Source organism: Streptomyces aureus (assembly GCF_000725495.1).
GTDB lineage: Bacteria > Actinomycetota > Actinomycetes > Streptomycetales > Streptomycetaceae > Streptomyces > Streptomyces aureus_B.
Window position 1 is genome coordinate 517,032 of record NZ_JNZD01000005.1, and the last position, 19,183, is coordinate 536,214.

Sequence of the window (19,183 nt, forward strand, 5' to 3'; positions counted from 1 at the left end):
TGAGTTCGCTACTTCCGGTCCTGCGGGCGGTCGGTGGACAGGGGGCCGGCTACTTCCGGTCCTGCTGAAGGGTGGCCCACAGACCGTAGCCGTGCATGGCCTGCACGTCGCGCTCCATCTCCTCGCGCGTGCCGCTGGAGACGACGGCCCGGCCCTTGTGGTGGACGTCCATCATCAGCTTGGTGGCCTTGTCCTTGGAGTAGCCGAAGTACGTCTGGAAGACATACGTCACATAGCTCATGAGGTTGACCGGGTCGTTGTGGACGATCGTGACCCAGGGGACGTCCGGCTCGGGTACGGCGAAGACCTCCTCCGCCGACTCGGTCTTCTCGATCTCTAGAGGTGCGGGAGCCGTCACATCGCCCATGCTCCCACCCCGGGGGGTCACCCGCATAAACGGACCCCCGGGCGGCGGTTCAGGGACCCGGGAACCGCCACCCGCACGAGAAATCGTCAAACTGACGAAATGGGGGTACGATCCCTGCCATGAACACAGCGGACCTTGGGCTGCCGGTGGATGTCCCCTCTACGGCGCTCTTCACCGACCAGTACGAGCTGACGATGCTGCAGGCCGCGCTCGCGGCCGGGACGGCCGAGCGGCGCTCGGTCTTCGAGGTCTTCACCCGCAGGCTGCCCGAGGGGCGGCGCTACGGAGTGGTCGCGGGCACCGGGCGTGTCCTGGACGCCGTCGAGAACTTCCGGTTCGACGCGGACGTCCTCGGTTTCCTGCGCGAACGCGGGATCGTGGACGAACCGACCCTGGAGTGGCTCGCCTCCTACCGCTTCGGCGGCGACATCTGGGGCTACCCCGAGGGCGAGGTGTACTTCCCGGGCTCTCCGCTGCTGCGCGTCGAGGGCAGCTTCGCGGAGTGCGTGCTCCTGGAGACGGTGATCCTCTCGATCCTCAACCACGACTCCGCGATCGCGGCGGCCGCCTCCCGGATGTCCTCCGCCGCGGGCGAGCGGCCGCTGATCGAGATGGGCGCCCGGCGCACCCACGAGCTCGCGGCGGTCGCCGCCTCGCGGGCCGCCTACCTCGGCGGCTTCACCAGCACCTCCGACCTGGCCGCGGGCTTCCGCTACGGCATCCCGACCGTGGGCACCTCCGCGCACGCCTTCACCCTCCTGCACGACCACGAGCGGGACGCCTTCCGGGCCCAGGTGGACTCGCTGGGCCGGGGCACCACCCTGCTCGTGGACACCTACGACGTCGCCGAGGCGGTCCGCACGGCCGTCGAGGTCGCCGGGACGGACCTCGGCGCGGTGCGCATCGACTCCGGCGACCTGCTGCTCGTCGCCCACCGGGTGCGCCGGCAGCTGGACGAGCTGGGCGCGACCGGGACGAAGATCGTCGTCACCTCCGACCTCGACGAGTACGCCATCGCCTCGCTCGCGGCGGCGCCCGTGGACGCGTACGGCGTCGGCACCCAGCTGGTGACGGGATCCGGCCATCCGACGTGCTCGATGGTCTACAAGCTGGTCGCCCGCGCCGAGTCCGCCGACCCGAAGGCTCCGCTGGAGCCGGTGGCCAAGAAGTCCACGGGCGGCAAGACGTCCGTCGGCGGCCGCAAGTGGGCCGCGCGCCGCCTGGACGCCCAGGGGGTCGCGGAGGCCGAGGTCGTCGGCGTCGGACCGGTGCCGCCCGAGCTGGCCGACCGGCAGCTCCTGGTCCAGCTGGTCAAGGGGGGCCAGGTCCTGTCCCGTGAGTCGCTCGACGTCGTACGCGACCGGCACGCGGAGGCCCGCGCCCGGCTGCCGCTGTCGGCGACGCAGCTCTCGCGCGGCGAGCCGGTGATCCCCACCGAATACGTCTGATACGCCCGGGACGGGTGGTGCGGGTGGTGCCGGGGTGGCACCGCGCATGAACCCTCGGTGAGCGGGAATGCAACGGCAGCGTGCCCCCGCGGGCCGCCGAAGCCGAATACCCCCTCCCGCACCACCCCGGAATTCTCTAGGCTCGGAAGTTCAACGGCCGGGCCCGCACCCTTGTCTGCCGCACCCATAGCCGAAGGACACCGCCCATGCGCCGCGCCTTGATCGTCGTAGACGTGCAGAACGACTTCTGCGAGGGGGGCAGCCTCGCGGTGGCCGGGGGCGCCGACGTGGCCGCCGCCGTCACGGAGCTGATCGGGCAGGCCCCCGCCGGCTACCGGCACGTCGTGGCCACCCGCGATCTGCACATCGCCCCCGGCGGCCACTTCGCCGACAACCCCGACTACGTGCACTCCTGGCCCGCGCACTGCGTGGCCGGCACCGAGGGCGTGGGCTTCCACCCGAACTTCGCCCCGGCCGTCGCCTCCGGCGCGATCGACGCGGTCTTCGACAAGGGCGCCTACGCGGCGGCGTACAGCGGCTTCGAGGGCGCCGACGAGAACGGGGTGGCCCTCGGCGACTGGCTGCGCGCCCGCGAGATCGGCGAGGTGGACGTGGTCGGCATCGCGACCGACCACTGTGTGAAGGCCACCGCCCTGGACGCGGCCCGGCAGGGCTTCCGCACGAACGTCCTGCTGGACCTGACGGCCGGCGTGGCCGAGGAGACGACGCAGCGGGCCCTGGAGGAGCTGCGCGCCGCCGGGGTCGAGCTCACGGGCAAGCCGGTCGTCTGAGGGCGGTCCCCCGGGCGCCGCACGGCCCCGGCCGGGGTCAGGACGGGGGCGCGGGCCGTCCGAACCGGGTCGGAACAGCGACGCGGGGCGTCCGGGCAGGGTCAGGACAGCGGCACGGGGCTCCGGAACAGGGTCAGGACAGCGGCGCCGGGCGTCTGAGCAGGGTCCGCACGGGGTGCCACAGCTCCTGGCTGAGCTCGGTGCACCCGCTCTCGGGGGCCGTGCGCCATATGAGCCCGTCGGGATGGTGCAGGACGGCGGTGATCTCGTCGGGGGTCGGCGGGGCGGCGTTGCCCCGCAGGTAGACGGCCCGCAGGCCGAGGTTCCGCAGCCGGGTCAGGGCGCGGGCACGGTTCGGGGCGCGGACCAGGAACCGCAGGCAGCCGCCCGCCGGACCCGCCGGGCTGGGCAGGTTCAGCGCCACGACGACGCTGCCGTTGGGCAGTCTGCAGAAACCTCCTGCGGCCATGCGGTCACACCCCCGTGTGAGTCGGTGTCGATGTCGGTGTCAATAAGCCGGGCACAGGAGGCACCTAAACACGATCGGCGGCAACCCGCCAGGGGTTGCCGCCGATACGCTTCTGACCTGCGGTTATTCCAATTACTTGACCGCGGGGCCGACCTTGAGCGAGATCGAGGAGCCGTCCTTGGCCTGCTTGACGATCTCGATCTTGGTGTTGGTGTCAGTGATCTTCACGCCACCGGTGGGGTTCCGGTTGTCGTAGTAGTCACTGGTGTGGTCGTTGAAGACCGAGACGCCCTTCGACGACGGGATCTTCGTGGCGACGTCCGCGCTGTGCAGCGTGATGCCGCCCGTGCGGTACAGGCTGAAGGGCGAGTCGTAGGCCTGGATGCGGTTGCGCATCAGCGTGCCGTTGTCCCACCACAGGGCCTTCGGGTGCGAGTCGACCGGAAGCGCGAGGCCGACACCCGGGTGCTGGCTGGTGTTGTTGTCCGCCTGCGAGGTGTCCCACTTCCAGATCAACAGGCCGGTCTGGTACGGGTAGTGCTCCACCCAGTCCGGACGGGTCGTCGAGAAGCCGAAGTTGTACGGGCCGACCTTGAGGGTCTTGTCGTACGACACGTACTGGCGGTTCTCCGCGAGGTAGTACTGCGCGTAGGCCTTGGTGAACGAGGCACCGATGCGCGAGAAGCCCGCGGCGGTCCAAGCGGGGTCGGCCGTCTCGGCGTTGTCCGTGAACAGCGCGGTGCCGTCGGCGGTCACGCTGATCTCGTCGGCCGCGAAGCCCTTGAGCGCCACGCCGCCGTCGCTCTGGTAGCGGAAGCGGATGTCGATCTTCTTGCCCGCGTAGGCGTCGAGCGGGTACACGAGCTTCTTGTACGCGTCGACCGTTCCGGTCAGGACGGGCTTGTCGCTGCCGTCGCGCGGGATGGCCGCGCCGTCCACCGTGCCGTCCAGGGCGGTCCAGTTGGCGCCGCCGTCGGTCGAGACCTCGGTGTACAGGTAGTCGTAGTTCGCCTCGATGTCGTACCAGCCGTCGAGGGTCAGCTTCGCCGAGGACTTGCCCGTGAGGTCCACGGACCGGGTCAGCGTGTTCTTCAGGTTGTCGCCGCTGCCGCTCCACCACTGGGACGAGCCCTGCGCGGGGTTGACGACCGTGGTCGTGACGTCCTTGTCCGGCAGGTTGACGACGAGCGCCTGCTTGTTCCAGGTGTTGTACTCGGCGACGCCCAGCTTGTGCGTGGACTGCTTGCCGGCCTTGGCGGTGTCGTAGTTCAGCCAGCCGAGCTGCAGCTTGTCCCAGGCGTTGAAGTCGCCGGGGAGGTCACCGATGGACTGCTTGCCGGTGCCGAGCCACGAACCGGAGGACATCAGGGTCCAGAAACCGGTGGAGTTGTCGCCGCCGGCGGTGTCGTAGTGGTCCGGCAGACCGAGGTCGTGGCCGTACTCGTGGGCGAAGACGCCGAGTCCGCCGTTCTCCGGCTGGATGGTGTAGTCGCCGACCCAGATGCCGGAGTCGCCGATCTGCGCGCCACCGAGCTTGTTGTCCGCGGGACCCGTGGCACCGGCGTCGGTGCCGAAGGCGTACCAGCGGTGGGCCCAGATCGCGTCCTTGCCCTGGACGCCGCCACCGGCGGACTCGTCCTCACCGGCGTGCACGATCTGGAAGTGGTCGATGTAGCCGTCCGGCTCGTTGAAGTTGCCGTCGCCGTCGTAGTCGTAGCGGTCCCACTGGTCGAACTGGGCCAGGTCCGCCTTGATGGCCGCGTCGGACTTGCCGGCCGCCTTCTGCTGCGCGACCCAGGCGGTGACGCCGTCCTTGACGACGTTCCACACGCTCGGGCAGTTGGTGCTGCCGCAGGCGTTGTTGCCGTAACGCGCCTCGTTGTACGGCACCTTGACCCAGTCGGCGACCTCGCCGTCGACCGAGTAGCGGCCCGAGGACTGCGTCTCGTAGAACTTCTTCATCGACTCGGTGTTCTTGCCGGTGCCGAAGTAGAGGTTCTGGAAGTGCTTCTGGTTGTAGTCCGCCTGCCAGGCCGTGCTGTTGTCCTTCGCACGGTCCGGCGCGGCTATCTGGTTGTGCGCGGGGCCGGCGGTGCCACCGAACTTGGGGTCGGTCTTGTCGCCGAACTCCACCAGGATCGTGAAGATCTTGTCGGTCTTCTCGCGGCCGAGCTCGACGTACTTCGAGCTGCCCTTCTTGCTCTTGAGCTGCACGACCTGCGAGCCGTGGCGCTTCTGCACCTTGGCGTCGCCGGAGATGACCTGGTTCAGCGCCTCCTGGCGCTGGGCGTTCTGGGTCTTGCTCAGCGGGCCGTCGAGGTCGTGGTCGACCGTGTTGCGGACCGGCTGGGGGTCGTGGCGGTCCACGACCGGGGACGCGGCGGCCGAGTCGGCCTGCGCGACGGCGTACGTCGAGAACGTGGCGGTGGCCGCCGCGAAGGCTACGCCCACCGCGGCCGCTCTGAACGTCCATGGTCTGTTGGTCACTTGATGTCCTCCCCCGCGCACGTTCGCGCGGAGGGGGTTCCGGGTCATGGAGGTCCGCACGCGTCTACGCGATTCAAGTGACGTCATTTGACCGGAGTTACCAAAGAAAAAACAGATCTTGACTTGAACCTGGCAAGTGCATTATGCGGAGCCTGCGTTCGGATTACGGACGCACCGGAAACGCCTCAACAGGCGCGCTCGAACGTCCACTTGATGGACGCGATGACTCCGTGCGCCCCCTGTGCACCGGCACCGTGGGTAAGGTCACGCTTACCGGACGTTCCAGTCGGGCATGCAGGCGAATAGAGTCGATTGGCGGACGTCGGAAGCCGGCGGACACCACGTCGACACCGTTGTCTCCACCCCGACATCTATCCGCACCTCCCCCATCGCGAGAGGCACCGGGGGGAGAACCCCCATCCGAGGACACGATTGCCATGCCTCGTCCGACCGCCGCACAGCTCGCCTACGGTTCCTGCACCGTGATCTTCTCCACACTCGCCATGCTGCTGCTGTCACAGACGAGTTCGAGTCTGGGGATCGTGCTGATCGCCCTCTCGGCGCTCGCTCTCGGACTGCTGGTGGCCATGACGGTCCCGCTGCCGAAGCCCGCGCCGGCCGCCGCCGTCGTCCGCGAGCGCGTGCCGGCGCAGCGCGAGACCGCCTCCGTGTCCGCCGCCTCCGCCTCCTCCACACCCGAGCCGGTGCGCGAACCCGCGGGGCCCTGAAGCCGGGTGCACCGGCCCGCGCGTGCTCCGGTTCCCCGACGGGACCGGTGGACCGCGCCGGCACCCCGGACGCCACGACCTACGACCTCGCACGCAAAAACGGCGGGCCCGTGAACCACGGGCCCGCCGTTTCCGCGTCCGCTGCCGCTCCCACCGCCGGGAGAGCCGCCGTACCGGCCGTCAGCCGGTGTCGACCACCACCGTCTTCGCCGCCTTGTCGTGCAGACCCTGCTTGTAGGGCTTGTCGAAGAAGCTCCAACCGCCCGCGATCGCGGTCCAGATGCAGGCGCAGCAGAACGCGAACGGGATCCACAGGACCAGGGCGCGGACCAGGGAGGTCTGCACGGAGGGGGTGGATCCGTTGTCGAGGTTGGCGACCCGGTGGTTGAACAGCCGCTTGCCGAGGGTCTGGCCCGTCTTGCTGATCATCACGGTGTCGTAGGAGACGTAGAGCACGGCGGCCACCAGTGACTGCCCGAGCGACTTGCTGTACTCGATCTTGTTCGAGTCCATGTTGTACTCGGTGACCCCGAACGCCCAGGACAGCAGCCACACCACGACGCCCACGAGGATCATGTCCAGGATCCTGGCCAGCACCCGCTTGCCGCTGTCCGCGAGCGGAGGCATGCCGGCGAGCGGGTCGCCGCCGTACGGGCCGCCACCGCCGTAGGGATCGCCGCCTCCCGGGTACGGGCCGCCGCCCTGTCCGTGGGGTCCGCCGCCGAACGGGGGCGGTTCGCTGCCGTACGGCGGGGTCCGGTCGCCCGAGGGGGGCGGCGGGTCGTAGGGGGAACCGCCGCCGGACGCGGGCGGCGGGTCGTACGGGGAGCCCGTGCCCCCGCCGGGCGGGGGCTGCTTCTTGAACGGGTCGTCGTCCGGTGGCCCCCCGGAACCCGGGGGCGGCGGTTCGCTGCTCATGGCCCGAGTCGACCGCGAACCCCCCGGCTCCGCATCCGGCGAAGGGCCGTCCGGGGGACGGGGTTACCTGGCCGGACCCGCCACGAAGGTGTGGGCCGCCTTGTCGTGCCAGCACTGCTTCCAGGGCCGGTCGAACAGGCACCACAGGACGCCGAGGAAGCCGACGAGCAGCAGGCACGGCACGCTGAGGACCAGCCAGCGCAGCAGGGCCCGGCCGAAGCCGGGCGGTTCGTGGCCCTCGATGTCGTGGACCTCGATGCCGCACAGCTTCTTCCCCGCCGTTCGGCCCCACTTGACGGTGGGCAGGACTTCGTAGAGCACGCCGAAGACGAGCAGGACGGCGAGGACGGCGCCGAGGCAGGAGGCGGTCGTGCCGTCGAGCAGCCAGACGGTCACCTTCTCCCCCGACAGTTTGGCGGCGTCGATCTTCTCGTTGATGTGGTCGACCGCCCTGGTGCCCAGCGGCACGGCGGCCGCCGCGGTGACACCGCCGATGACGACGGTGTCCACCAGCCGGGCGGCCAGGCGCCGGCCGAGGCCGGAGGGGCGGGCCGCCGCCTGCCGGCGCGCGGCCGCCTGGAACACGTCGTCGACGGGCGGCTTCCACGGCGCCACCCTCGTCCCGTCCTCGGCCGGATCGCCGGCGAGCTGGTGCACCTGCTGCGCCCAGGAGGGCTGGCCACCGCCGGACCCGGAGGTCACGGGGGCGGAACCGCCCGGCTGTTGGGGGACGGCGGACGCGGGAGCGGCCTGGACGGCGGACGCCTGCGCGGCGGGGGCCGGGTCCGGTGCGGCCCCGGTGGCGGCGGCTGCCGACGCCTCGGGCGCGGCTGGATCCGCGGGTGCACCGGGTGTTGCGGGTGCGGCGGCCGCGGCGGACGAAACGGGAGTGGCCGGTACGGCTCCCACGAGGCCGGCAGACGAACCGGCGGGCGCGGCGGAGTGGCCGGGCGCGGAGCCGAAACCGCCGCCGGCCGGGGCCGCGGACGAACCGGCGGGGGTGGTGGACGCGGGGGAAGGACCCGGCACGACCGGCGCGGGACCGAAACCACCGGCGGCCGGTGCGGCCGTCCCGGCTCCGCTGCCGCCGCCCGCCGCTCCCCCGGGCGTGCCGGGCGTGGCGGACGCGGCGGACGGTCCGGGAGCGGCCGGTGCGGGGCCGAAACCGTCGGCGGCCGGGGTCGCGGGCACGCCCGGCGCACGCGCCGGAGCCGTGCCCCCGTCCTGCCGCTCCGTACGCGGGGAGGGCGCACGGAACGCCGGGTCGCCGCCGTCGGAAACGGGGTCCGTAGCGGCGGGGGCACCGGTTCCGACAGCGCCCCACACGTCGGCTCCGGACGAACTCGCCTCTCCCGCAAGGCCCGTACCGTCGGCGCCCTCCGGGCCCGTGGACGGCACCGGCCCCGTGGGACGGCGGAAGACCACGGGCCCCGCGGGCGCCGGGGGCCGGACGGCGGATTCGGCGGGCGGGATCGTCGCCGTGCCGTCCGCCCGCGCCGACGCCCCGTCGGGCCGGTTCACCGGGTCGGCGGCTCCCGCGGCACGCGGGTCCTGCGGACCGGACGCCCGGGGCGCGCCCCACGAGATCCGGCGGTCCTGGTCGCCGCCGAAGCCCGACTGCCGGGAGCGGTCAGCGCCCCACGAGGCGGCGGGTTCGGGCCGGCTGCCGTGCTGGGACTCGGCGGGGTCGGGAGCGGCGACGGGGTCGGGAGCGGAGGAGGAGGGCTGCGGGTCCTCGTCGAAGAAGTGCGGACCGGTCTCCTCCGCGGCGGGGACACCGGTCCGGCCGCGGGAGGCCGAGAACTCGGGGGACGACGCCGGGGCGGGCACCTGCGCGGGGCGCACGGCGGCCGGAGGGGAGAGCGCCTCGCCCGCGGACGGTGCCGGGCGGCTCGTGCCCGGCACCCAGGCGGCACCGTTCCAGTACCGGACGTATCCAGGGATGGAGGGGTCCGGGTAATACCCTTCGCGGGGCCTGTCGTCACCAGGGGCCGGGGTTGGGGCGCTCATGTCCGTCGTCCCGTATCTGCTCGGGGGTCGTGTGGGAGGTCCACATCTACCAGACCGGCGCACGTGTCACGGCCGGTCCCGCCGTACCCAATCCTTTCGGGCAAGGTTGCGCCCGCCCTCGCGACGGGACGTCCGGCGGGCCGGACGGCAGGTGACCGCGAGGGGCCGGCGCGGGGGCGGCACGGAGGCAGGCATGGCCCGGAGGACGGCGGGAAAAGTTTTCTCCGAACCCGCGTAATGGTCCCGGCGCGAGGCGCTCTCCACTCGTACGAGCCCGTCCTCGGGAGCCCGTGCGACGAAAGGAAGAGCACCGACATGCACACCGTGGTGGAACGCGAACTGGAGCTTCATCTCGTCCTGTCGCCCGAACACAGCATCCCGGTGCCGGCGCGACTGAGTTACCGCGCCGACGACCCGTACGCCGTCCGCATCGTCTTCCACGTCGGATCGGACCATCCCGTCCAGTGGACCTTCGCCCGCGAGCTGCTCGTCGAGGGGGTGTTCCGGCCGTGCGGCCACGGTGACGTGCGGGTGTGGCCGACGAAGGTCGGCGGCCGGAGCGTCGTGCTGATGGCGCTGAGCTCGCCGGACGGGGACGCGCTGCTCGAGGCGCCCGCCGCGCAGGTCACCGCCTGGCTGGAGCGCACCCTGAGGGCGGTCCCGCCGGGCACCGAGGCGGGACAGCTCGGCATCGACGCCGGGCTCGCGGACCTGCTCGCGCCGAGGCTCTCGGCCTCGCTCGACCAGACGGGAGCCCCGTCCCCCGACGACCTGTGGCTGCGCGACCCGTGGCCGTCGGACGAGTCGGCGGACGGCGAGCAGTCCTGACGGGGCCGACGGGCCGACGGACGGACGGACCGTCAGCGGCCTGCGCGGCCGCGGGCGGGTCGACGGGCGGCGGACCGTCAGCGGCCCTGCGGGCCCCGGCCGCGGGCGGGCGGGCGGCTGATCACCGGTCCGGCGGCTCGCAACCGCGGGCCCGGCATCGCCGGTCCCGGTGGTTCAGAACAGCTTGCCCGGGTTCAGCAGGCCCAACGGGTCGAACGCCGTCTTGATGGCCCGCTGCATCTCCAGTCCCACCGGGCCGATCTCACGGGCCAGCCATTCCTTCTTCAGCACGCCCACACCGTGCTCGCCGGTGATCGTGCCGCCCAGTTCCAGGCCGAGGGCCATGATCTCGTCGAAGGACTCGCGGGCGCGCCGGGACTCGTCGGGATCTGCCGCGTCGAAGCAGACGGTGGGGTGCGTGTTGCCGTCGCCCGCGTGGGCGCAGACGCCGATCGTCAGGGCGTACTTCTCGGCGACGCGCTCGATGCCGTCGAGCATGTCGCCGAGCCGGGAGCGCGGCACGCACACGTCGTCGATCATCGTGGTGCCCTTGACCGCCTCCAGCGCGGTCAGCGACAACCGCCGTGCCTGGAGCAGCAGTTCGGACTCGGCCGCGTCCTCGGCGGGAACCACCTGGGTCGCTCCGGCGGCCTCGCACAGAGCGCCCACGAGGGCGAGGTCGGCCGCCGGGTCGTGGGTGTCGAACGCGGCGAGCAGCAGTGCCTCGGTGGTCTCCGGGAGACCCATGTGCGCGAGGTCGTTGACGGCCTTGACGGTCGTACGGTCCATCAGTTCGAGCAGGGAGGGGACGTGGCCGCCCTCCATGATCCTGCACACGGCGTCGCAGGCGGCCCGGGCCGAGGCGAACTCGGCCGCCAGGACGAGCTGGGCCGGCGGCTGCGGCTTCAGCGCGAGGACGGCGCGCACGACGATGCCGAGCGATCCCTCGGAGCCCACGAAGAGGCGGGTGAGGTCGTAGCCGGCGACGCCCTTGGCGGTGCGGCGCCCGGTGGACATCAGCCGCCCGTCGGCGAGGACGACGTCCAGGCCGAGGACGTACTCGGCGGTGACCCCGTACTTCACGCAGCACAGGCCGCCGGAGGCCGTGCCGATGTTGCCGCCGATGGTGCAGGTCTCCCAGCTGGAGGGGTCCGGCGGGTAGTACAGGCCGTGTTCGCCGACGGCGCGGGAGAGCGCCGCGTTGACGACGCCGGGTTCGACGACGGCGATGCGGTCGACCGGGTTGATCTCCAGGATCCGGTCCATCTTCACCAGGGACAGGACCACGCAGCCGTCGCTGGCGTTGGCCGCGCCGGACAGCCCGGTGCGGGCGCCCTGCGGGACGACGGGCACGCGCAGCTCGGTCGCGACGCGCATGACGTGCTGGACCTGCTCGACCGTGCGCGGCAGGACGACCACGGCGGGCGTGCCCGCGTCGCAGAAGCTCGCCATGTCGTTGGCGTAGGAGGCCGTGACGTCCGGATCGGTGAGGACGGCCTCGGCCGGCAGACCGGTCAGCAGGCGGTCGCGGAGGCTGCCGGTCGTCTCCGTGTCCTCGTCGCGCGGGGCTTCGATACGGCTCATGATCACAGCGTCGCACCCGGGGCCATCGGTGTGAACCCCATCCGGTGGACGCTTCGCGTGCCGCGGGATGGTCTTCGTATTGACGCACAGTGAGCGGCATGGAGATCGAAGAGCGAGAGCCGGTGTCCGCCGGGGCCGGACGCGCGGTGCCGCCCGGTCCGCGGCCCGGGGAGCCCGTCGGCGGTCCGCCCCCGGGGCCCTCCGGCCCGCGCCGCTCCCCGCTCACCCGTCGTCGCTCGCTGATCGCGGCCGCGGCCGGCTGTGCCGTGCTCGGCGGCGCGCTGGTGCTGCTGCCCTCGACGGACCGGGGCGGGGCGCCGCGGGGCGCGCCGGGTCCGGTGGCGCGGGCGGCGGGCGCGGTGGGAGCGGGGGTGCCGGCGGCGCTGCCCGATCTCGCCGCGCTCATCGGCGACCGCGAGGCCCGGGTGCGGGCCCGTCCCGGGGACGACGCGTCGTGGGCGGTGCTGGGCGCCGCGTACACGGAGCGGGCACGGCGGACGGCGGCGGCCGCGTACTACCCGAAGGCGGAGCGGGCGCTGCGCACCTCGCTGCGGGTGCGGCCCGAGGGCAACGTGGCGGCGCTGGAGGGGCTCGCGTCACTGGCCGGCGCGCGGGGCGACTTCCGGGCCGCGAAGCGGTGGGGCGAGGAGGCGTCGAAGCTGGCGCCGAAGCGGTGGACGACGTATCCGGCGCTGATCGACGCGTACTCCGGGCTCGGTGACTACAAGGCCGTGGACAGGACGCTGGCCCGGCTGCTGGAGCTGCGGCCCGGTCCGGCGGCGCGGTCCGTCGCGGCGCGGGTGTACCGGGACCGCGGCCGGCGCGAGGACGCGGCGGCGGTGCTCTCGGACGCCGCGGCGGCTGCGGCCGGCCCGGCCGAACAGGCGGCCCTGCTCACCCAGGCCGGGGATCTCGCCTGGGAGCGCGGCGACGTCCGGGACGCCCTGGACCACTACCGGGCCGCGACGAGCACGGACGCCGGCGCGTACGACGCGCTGGCCGGGCAGGGGCGCGCGCTGGCGGCGCTGGGGCGCACGACGGAGGCGCTGCGCGCGTACCGGGCGGCGCTCGCGAAGCGGCCGGTGCCGCGCTACGCGCTGGAGCTGGGCGAGCTGTACGACACGCTCCGGCTCGGCGCGGACGCGCGGGCGCAGTACGGCCTGCTGCGGGACCTGGTGCGGCGGGACGGCGCCGCGGGCGTGGACGACGAACCGGTCGCCGGGCTGTTCGAGGCGGATCACGGCGACCCGCAGGCGGCGGTGACGGCGTTGCGGGCCGAGTGGCGGCGGCAGCCCGGTATCGCGGTGGCGGACGCGCTGGGCTGGGCGCTGCACCGCGCCGGGAACGACCGGGAGGCCCTGGGGTTCGCGGTGCGGGCCACGGACGCGGAGCACGGGGGCGGTGTGCGCAGTGCGCTGTACGCGTATCACCGGGGGCAGATCGAACGGGATCTCGGACTGTCGGGTCCGGCCCGCCGGCATCTCGCGGAGGCGCTGCGGATCAACCCGTACTTCTCGCCGCTGCTGGCACCCGCGGCGAGGGAGGCCCTGACGGCGCTGGGCGAGCCGCCGGCCGGTGGCCCGCCGGAGGAGTCGGAGGACGCGCAGACCGCGGAGGGTTCGGCGGACCCGGGGGGTTCGGCGGACCCGGGGGGTTCGGCGGACCCCGGCGGTTCGGTGGCCCCAGGGGGATCCGAGAGCACCGATCGCACCGACGGCGCCGACGGCGCGGGCCGGCCCGGCGTCCGCTCCGACGCGTCCCGGTCGGCCGAGGGCTCCGGCGACACGGCCGCCGCGGGGTCCACGGGGCCGTCGGGCTCGGCGGCCGCTCCGGCCCCGGGCGCGGCCCCCGCCTCCCCCGGCACGGCGTCCGCGCCGAACGCGCCGGAACGGACCGCGCCGCGCTGAGCCCCGCACCCGCGGGAGTGGGACCGGCCTTCGGCGAAGGCCGGTCCGGCGGCGTCAGAGGTTGCCGCGCTTCTCCTGCTCGCGCTCGATCGCCTCGAACAGGGCCTTGAAGTTGCCCTTGCCGAAGCCCATCGAGCCGTGCCGCTCGATCATCTCGAAGAAGACGGTCGGACGGTCCTGGACCGGCTTGGTGAAGATCTGGAGCAGATAGCCGTCCTCGTCACGGTCGACGAGGATCTTCAGCTCGCGCAGGGTGTCGACGGGGACACGGGTGTCGCCGGCCCACTCGCCGAGCGTGTCGTAGTAGGAGTCGGGGGTGTCGAGGAACTGGACACCGGCCGCGCGCATGGCCCGCACGGTCGCGACGATGTCGTTCGTGTTCAGCGCGATGTGCTGGACACCGGCGCCGCCGTAGAACTCCAGGTACTCGTCGATCTGGGACTTCTTCTTGGCGATGGCGGGCTCGTTGATCGGGAACTTGACCTTGAGCGTGCCGTCGGCGACGACCTTCGACATCAGGGCGCTGTACTCGGTCGCGATGTCGTCGCCCACGAACTCCTTCATGTTCGTGAAGCCCATGACCTTGTTGTAGAAGCCGACCCACTCGTTCATGCGGCCGAGCTCGACGTTGCCCACGCAGTGGTCGATGGCCTGGAAGGTGCGCTTCGCGGGCGGCTCGACGATCGGGGCGGCGGCCACGTACCCGGGCAGGTAGGGGCCGTCGTAGCCGGAGCGCTCGACGAGCGTGTGGCGGGTCTTGCCGTACGTGGCGATGACGGCGAGGACGACCGTGCCGTTCTCGTCCTTCAGCTCGTACGGCTCGGCGATCGAACGGGCGCCGTGCTCGACGGCGTACGCGTGGGCGGCGCGGGCGTCCGGGACCTCGATGGCGAGGTCGACGACGCCGTCGCCGTGCTCCGCCACGTGCTCGGCCAGGAAGTGGCCCCAGGCGGTGGCGGGCTTGATCACCGAGGTGAACACGAAGCGCGCCGAGCCGTTCTCGAGGACGTACGACGCCGTCTCGCGGCTGCCGTTCTCCGGTCCGGAGTACGCGACGAGCCGCATGCCGAAGGCCGTGGAGTAGTAGTGGGCGGCCTGCTTGGCGTTGCCGACGGCGAAGACGACCGCGTCCATTCCCTTGACCGGGAAGGGATCGGCCTGCCGGGCGGTGTCGGGAGTGTCGTGTGTGGTCTGCGTCATGGCCGCAGGCTCCCTCCGTTCCGCAAGGTGCGCAATAGTTCGCCTGTCGGCTGGACAATATGCGCAGTGGCTGGCCCGGACGGCCGGGCTTTCTGTACATGATGACCATCTCGGAGGGACGCATGGCGATCGATCATCTGGACGGGCGGCTGCTCGTGCTGCTGGCGAAGGAGCCGCGCATCGGTGTCCTGGAGATGTCACGGCGGCTCGGGGTGGCGCGGGGGACCGTGCAGGCACGGCTGGACCGTCTTCAGTCGAACGGAGTCATCCGGGGCTTCGGTCCGCAGGTCGACCCGGCCGCGCTCGGCTATCCGGTCACGGCGTTCGCCACGCTCCAGATCCGGCAGGGACAAGGCGCGGACGTTCGGGCCCACTTGACCACCGTGCCCGAGGTGCTGGAGCTGCACACGACGACGGGCAGCGGGGACATGCTGTGCCGGCTGGTGGCCCGCTCCAACGCCGATCTCCAACGTGTGATCGACCGGGTTGTCGGTTTTGATGGCATCGTCCGGGCCTCCACGGCGATCGTCATGGAGAACCCGGTCCCCTTGCGGATCATCCCGCTCGTGGAGCAGGCGGCGACCGAGCGCTGATGCGAGGAGCGGGGTGAGGGCGTGAATTTCTGGCAATACCTGAGCAGCCGCCACGAACAGCTGCTCACGGACGCCTACCAACACGCCAGCGCCGTCTTCCAGTGCATGGTCGTGGCGACCGTCATCGGCGTGCTGATCGGTGTCGTCACCTACCGCAGCGACTGGGCCGGCAACCTCGCCACCACCACGACCTCCGCCATCCTGACGATTCCCTCGCTGGCCATGATCGGTCTGCTGATCCCCATCGTCGGCCTGGGCGTCCCGCCGACCGTGATCGCCCTGACGCTGTACGGGCTGCTGCCGATCGTGCGCAACTCGATCGTCGGCCTGCGCGGTGTCGACCCCTCGCTGGTCGACGCGGCCCGGGGCATCGGGATGTCGCGGGCGGCCCGTCTGCTGCGGGTCGAACTGCCGCTGGCCTGGCCGCCGATCCTGACCGGCATCCGGATCGCCACCCAGATGCTGATGGGCATCGCGGCCATCGCGGCCTACGCCTCCGGGCCGGGCCTCGGCAACGAGATCTTCCGCGGCATCAGCTCGCTGGGCAGCAAGAACGCGCTCAACCAGGTGCTCGCGGGCACGGTCGGGATCATCATCCTCGCGCTGCTCTTCGACGCCGGGTACGTCCTGCTGGGGCGGCTGACCATTCCGAGGGGGATCCGTGCCTGAGACCGCGAGGACGGCCGGGGGCGCCGCGCCGGCCGGGGGCGCCGCCGGTGCCGGAGACACCGCCGCGAAGTCCACCACGGGCGCCACCATCGAGCTGGAGAACCTCACCAAGCGCTACCCGGGCAGCCGCGACGCGGCCGTCGACAGCGTCAACATGGAGATCAAGGCGGGTGAACTGGTCGTCTTCGTCGGACCGTCCGGCTGCGGCAAGTCGACCACGCTGAAGATGATCAACCGGCTGATCGAGCCGAGCGGCGGCCGCATCCGGATCGGCGGCGAGGACGTCACCGACATGGACCCGGTGAAGCTGCGCCGCAAGGTCGGGTACGCGATCCAGTCCTCCGGGCTCTTCCCGCACATGACGGTCGCCCAGAACATCGCGCTGGTGCCCCGGATGGTCGGCTGGCCGAAGGCGCGGACCACGGCCCGGGTCGAGGAGATGCTGGACCTGGTGGGGCTCGACCCCGGCGAGTTCCAGGGCCGCTACCCGCGCCAGCTCTCCGGCGGCCAGCAGCAGCGCGTGGGCGTGGCGCGGGCGCTGGCGGCGGACCCGCCCGTGCTGCTGATGGACGAGCCGTTCGGTGCGGTGGACCCGATCACCCGCGACCACCTCCAGGACGAGCTGATCCGCCTCCAGCACGAGCTCCACAAGACGATCGTCTTCGTGACCCACGACTTCGACGAGGCCATCAAGCTCGGCGACCGGATCGCGGTGCTGCGCGAGCACTCCCACATCGCGCAGTTCGACACCCCGGAGGCGATCCTCACCAACCCGGCCGACGACTTCGTGTCGGGCTTCGTGGGCGCGGGCGCCGCGCTGAAACGGCTCAACCTCAGCCGCGTACGGGACGTCGAGATCAGGGACTATCCGACGGTCACCGTCGACGACCCGCTCCAGGAGATCTTCGGCAAGCTGCGTTCCAGCGGGACGAACGAGATCCTGCTGCTCGACAAGCGGCGCCGCCCCTACAAGTGGCTGCGGCGCGGGGATCTGATGCGGGCCAAGGGCTCGCTCGCGCGGGCGGGCACGCTGGTGCACGACACGGTGACCCGGGACGGCACCCTGCGCGACGCCCTGGAGGCGGTGCTCACCGACAACTCGGGGCGGGTGCCGGTCACCGGGCGGCGCGGCGAGTACACCGGGGTGGTCGACATGGAGACGCTGATGAACTCCGTGCACGAACTGCTGGAGGCGGACCGGCTGGAGGCCATGGAGCACCAGCACGAGCTGAGGGAGGCGCGCGCCCATCAGACCCAGTTCGAGCAGGAGGGCGTCGACGGCGGGGAGGCGAAGGCGTGAGCACCCCGCCGCCCGCCTCCCGGCGTCCCGAGGGCGAGCACGAGGTCCGGGGCGTCGCCTTCCGCGACGACAGCGAGGGCGAGGGCACGGAGCGGGAGGTGCCGCCGCCGGCGCTGACGGCCCCGAGGCGGCGGATCAGCTGGCAGAAGCTGACCTTCCTGCCCGCCGTGCTGGTCGCCCTGCTGCTGGGCACCTGGATCTGGTTCCAGCAGGCCGACCTCGACGCGATCTCCCGGAACGCCCTGTCGAACGGCCAGGTGTCCAAGGCCCTGTGGCAGCACATCCAGCTGACGGTGATCTCCACGTTCTTCGTGCTGATCATCGCGATCCCGCTGGGGATCCTGCTGACCCGCAAGGCGTTCCGCAAGTTCACCCCGCTCGCGATGACGATCGCCAACATGGGCCAGGCGACCCCGGCGATCGGTCTGCTGGCCCTGCTGGTGATCTGGCTCGGCACCGGGGAGAAGTCGGCGCTGATCGGCATCACGATCTACGCGATCCTGCCGGTGCTCTCCAACACGATCACGGGTCTGAAGGCCAACGACCCGACGCTGCTGGAGGCGGCCCGCGGCATCGGCATGTCCCCGCTGGGGGTGCTCACCCGGGTCGAACTCCCGCTCGCCGTACCGCTGATCCTCGCGGGTGTCCGGACGGCGCTGGTCCTGAACGTGGGCACCGCGACGCTGGCCACGTTCGGCGGGGGCGGTGGTCTCGGGGTGCTGATCACCACCGGCATCACCACCCAGCGCATGCCGGTCCTGGTCCTCGGCGCGATCCTCACGGTCGCGCTCGCGCTGCTCGTCGACTGGCTGGCGTCGCTGGCGGAACTGCTGCTGCGGCCGCGCGGGCTGGAGGTGGGCACATGAGAGGGGCGCGCGCCCACGCGGCGCTGGCCGCCGTCCTCGTACTGGCCTGCGCGTGCGGTCTGACCAGTGGTTCCCCCATGACGGACAACGTGAAGCCGGGGACGATCGGGAAGGGCGAGCCGCTCAAGGGCGCGACGCTCACGGTGGCGTCGAAGGAGTTCACCGAGCAGCTGATCCTCGGCGCGATCATGGGCATCGCGTTCCAGGCGGCGGGCGCGAAGGTGATCGACCGCACGGGCATCCAGGGATCGATCGGCGCGCGCGAGGCCATCAAGAACGGGGACGCGGACGCCATGTACGAGTACACGGGCACCGCGTGGATCACATACCTCGGCAACAGCGAGCCGATCCCGGACCCGCAGAAGCAGTGGCAGGCGGTGCATGACGCCGACCCGAAGAACGGGGTGACCTGGCTGCCCCCGTCGGCCCTGAACAACACCTACGCGCTCGCGATGAACCAGGCCAACTACAAGAAGTACGGCACGACGACGCTGTCCGGGGTGGCCGCGCTGTCGAAGTCGGACCCGAGCGCCGTCACCCTGTGCGTGGAGAGCGAGTTCGCCAACCGGGCCGACGGACTGCCGGGCATGGAGAAGGCGTACGGGATGCACATCCCCGCGAAGAACATCACGCAGATGGACACCGGGATCATCTACACCCAGGTGGCGAAGGGGAGTTGCACCTACGGGGAGGTGTTCACCACCGACGGACGCATCAAGTCCATGAACCTGGTGGTGATGAAGGACGACAAGAAGTTCTTCCCCAACTACAACGCGGCCCCGGTGATCAACTCCAAGGCCCTGAAGAAGTATCCGCAGATCGCGGAGGTCATCGACCCGGTGACGAAGCGGCTGAACAACACGGTGGCGCAGGACCTCAACGCGAAGGTGGACGTCCAGGGCCAGGACCCGCACGAGGTGGCGCTGGACTGGATGACGTCGGAGGGGCTCGTGCAGCAGGACTGAACGGGCTCACGGGAGGCGGGAGCAGAGTTACAAAGAAACCGTTGCAAGGAAGT

Annotated in this window: 17 protein-coding genes; 10 read left to right on the forward strand and 7 right to left on the reverse strand. The window is 71.8% G+C overall.

Annotated features, from left to right (window positions below; genetic code table 11):
* Nucleotides 1-49: 49 nt before the first annotated feature.
* Nucleotides 50-367 carry an ATP-dependent Clp protease adapter ClpS gene (clpS, locus tag IO36_RS12215; protein WP_037619207.1) on the reverse strand — a complete coding sequence of 106 codons (318 nt, stop codon included), beginning with the start codon at nucleotides 365-367 and terminating at the stop codon, nucleotides 50-52.
* 119 nt (nucleotides 368-486) lie between these two features.
* Here clpS and IO36_RS12220 point away from each other — a divergent pair, with 119 nt between their 5' ends.
* A complete protein-coding gene (locus IO36_RS12220; RefSeq protein WP_037619209.1) occupies nucleotides 487-1,815 on the forward strand; it encodes a nicotinate phosphoribosyltransferase in 1,329 nt (442 codons plus the stop codon).
* Between the two features lie 206 nt (nucleotides 1,816-2,021).
* The gene (locus IO36_RS12225) at nucleotides 2,022-2,606 is read left to right on the forward strand and encodes an isochorismatase family protein (RefSeq protein WP_037619211.1); all 585 of its coding nucleotides are present in this window, start codon (nucleotides 2,022-2,024) and stop codon (nucleotides 2,604-2,606) included.
* Nucleotides 2,607-2,739: 133 nt separating this feature from the next.
* Here the strand turns inward: IO36_RS12225 and IO36_RS12230 are convergent, their stop codons facing one another.
* Both IO36_RS12230 and IO36_RS12235 read right to left on the reverse strand, forming a co-directional pair.
* Complete coding sequence (locus IO36_RS12230; protein WP_037619213.1) at nucleotides 2,740-3,075, reverse strand: hypothetical protein; 336 nt, start codon at nucleotides 3,073-3,075, stop codon at nucleotides 2,740-2,742.
* Between the two features lie 132 nt (nucleotides 3,076-3,207).
* Nucleotides 3,208-5,562 (reverse strand): immune inhibitor A domain-containing protein, encoded by a 2,355-nt coding sequence (locus tag IO36_RS12235; RefSeq protein ID WP_037619214.1) that lies wholly within the window; start codon nucleotides 5,560-5,562, stop codon nucleotides 3,208-3,210.
* A gap of 437 nt (nucleotides 5,563-5,999) precedes the next feature.
* Between IO36_RS12235 and IO36_RS12240 the strand changes: the two genes are divergently transcribed.
* Complete coding sequence (locus IO36_RS12240; protein WP_037619216.1) at nucleotides 6,000-6,290, forward strand: hypothetical protein; 291 nt, start codon at nucleotides 6,000-6,002, stop codon at nucleotides 6,288-6,290.
* A 180-nt stretch (nucleotides 6,291-6,470) separates the two neighbouring features.
* On the opposite strand, the gene IO36_RS12245 is transcribed toward IO36_RS12240, so the two are convergent.
* Together IO36_RS12245 and IO36_RS12250 are read right to left on the reverse strand one after the other, a co-directional pair.
* Nucleotides 6,471-7,208 (reverse strand): RDD family protein, encoded by a 738-nt coding sequence (locus tag IO36_RS12245; protein ID WP_037619217.1) that lies wholly within the window; start codon nucleotides 7,206-7,208, stop codon nucleotides 6,471-6,473.
* 63 nt (nucleotides 7,209-7,271) lie between these two features.
* Entirely contained in the window at nucleotides 7,272-9,218 is a 1,947-nt protein-coding gene (locus IO36_RS12250; RefSeq protein WP_051900327.1) for an RDD family protein, read from the reverse strand.
* A 315-nt stretch (nucleotides 9,219-9,533) separates the two neighbouring features.
* Between IO36_RS12250 and IO36_RS12255 the strand changes: the two genes are divergently transcribed.
* The gene (locus IO36_RS12255) at nucleotides 9,534-10,046 is read left to right on the forward strand and encodes an SsgA family sporulation/cell division regulator (protein WP_037619221.1); all 513 of its coding nucleotides are present in this window, start codon (nucleotides 9,534-9,536) and stop codon (nucleotides 10,044-10,046) included.
* A gap of 174 nt (nucleotides 10,047-10,220) precedes the next feature.
* Here the strand turns inward: IO36_RS12255 and IO36_RS12260 are convergent, their stop codons facing one another.
* Complete coding sequence (locus IO36_RS12260; protein ID WP_037619223.1) at nucleotides 10,221-11,636, reverse strand: FAD-binding oxidoreductase; 1,416 nt, start codon at nucleotides 11,634-11,636, stop codon at nucleotides 10,221-10,223.
* A gap of 92 nt (nucleotides 11,637-11,728) precedes the next feature.
* On the opposite strand from IO36_RS12260, the gene IO36_RS12265 reads away from it, so the two are divergent.
* On the forward strand, nucleotides 11,729-13,537 hold the full coding sequence (locus tag IO36_RS12265; RefSeq protein ID WP_063764846.1) for a tetratricopeptide repeat protein: 1,809 nt from the start codon (nucleotides 11,729-11,731) through the stop codon (nucleotides 13,535-13,537).
* Between the two features lie 54 nt (nucleotides 13,538-13,591).
* Here the strand turns inward: IO36_RS12265 and hppD are convergent, their stop codons facing one another.
* Complete coding sequence (gene hppD, locus IO36_RS12270) at nucleotides 13,592-14,737, reverse strand: 4-hydroxyphenylpyruvate dioxygenase (RefSeq protein WP_037619225.1); 1,146 nt, start codon at nucleotides 14,735-14,737, stop codon at nucleotides 13,592-13,594.
* A gap of 122 nt (nucleotides 14,738-14,859) precedes the next feature.
* On the opposite strand from hppD, the gene IO36_RS12275 reads away from it, so the two are divergent.
* From IO36_RS12275 to IO36_RS12295, 5 genes are read left to right on the forward strand one after another with little or no spacing between them, the layout of a single operon-like run.
* A complete protein-coding gene (locus IO36_RS12275) occupies nucleotides 14,860-15,330 on the forward strand; it encodes an Lrp/AsnC family transcriptional regulator (protein ID WP_037619495.1) in 471 nt (156 codons plus the stop codon).
* Nucleotides 15,331-15,351: 21 nt separating this feature from the next.
* The gene (locus IO36_RS12280; RefSeq protein WP_037619227.1) at nucleotides 15,352-15,999 is read left to right on the forward strand and encodes an ABC transporter permease; all 648 of its coding nucleotides are present in this window, start codon (nucleotides 15,352-15,354) and stop codon (nucleotides 15,997-15,999) included.
* Complete coding sequence (locus tag IO36_RS12285; protein ID WP_037619228.1) at nucleotides 15,992-17,299, forward strand: betaine/proline/choline family ABC transporter ATP-binding protein; 1,308 nt, start codon at nucleotides 15,992-15,994, stop codon at nucleotides 17,297-17,299. The genes IO36_RS12280 and IO36_RS12285 overlap by 8 nt, the downstream gene beginning before the upstream one ends.
* Complete coding sequence (locus IO36_RS12290) at nucleotides 17,296-18,165, forward strand: ABC transporter permease (RefSeq protein ID WP_037619231.1); 870 nt, start codon at nucleotides 17,296-17,298, stop codon at nucleotides 18,163-18,165. The genes IO36_RS12285 and IO36_RS12290 overlap by 4 nt, the downstream gene beginning before the upstream one ends.
* The gene (locus IO36_RS12295) at nucleotides 18,162-19,130 is read left to right on the forward strand and encodes a glycine betaine ABC transporter substrate-binding protein (RefSeq protein WP_037619233.1); all 969 of its coding nucleotides are present in this window, start codon (nucleotides 18,162-18,164) and stop codon (nucleotides 19,128-19,130) included. The genes IO36_RS12290 and IO36_RS12295 overlap by 4 nt, the downstream gene beginning before the upstream one ends.
* The last annotated feature ends 53 nt before the right edge of the window (nucleotides 19,131-19,183 follow it).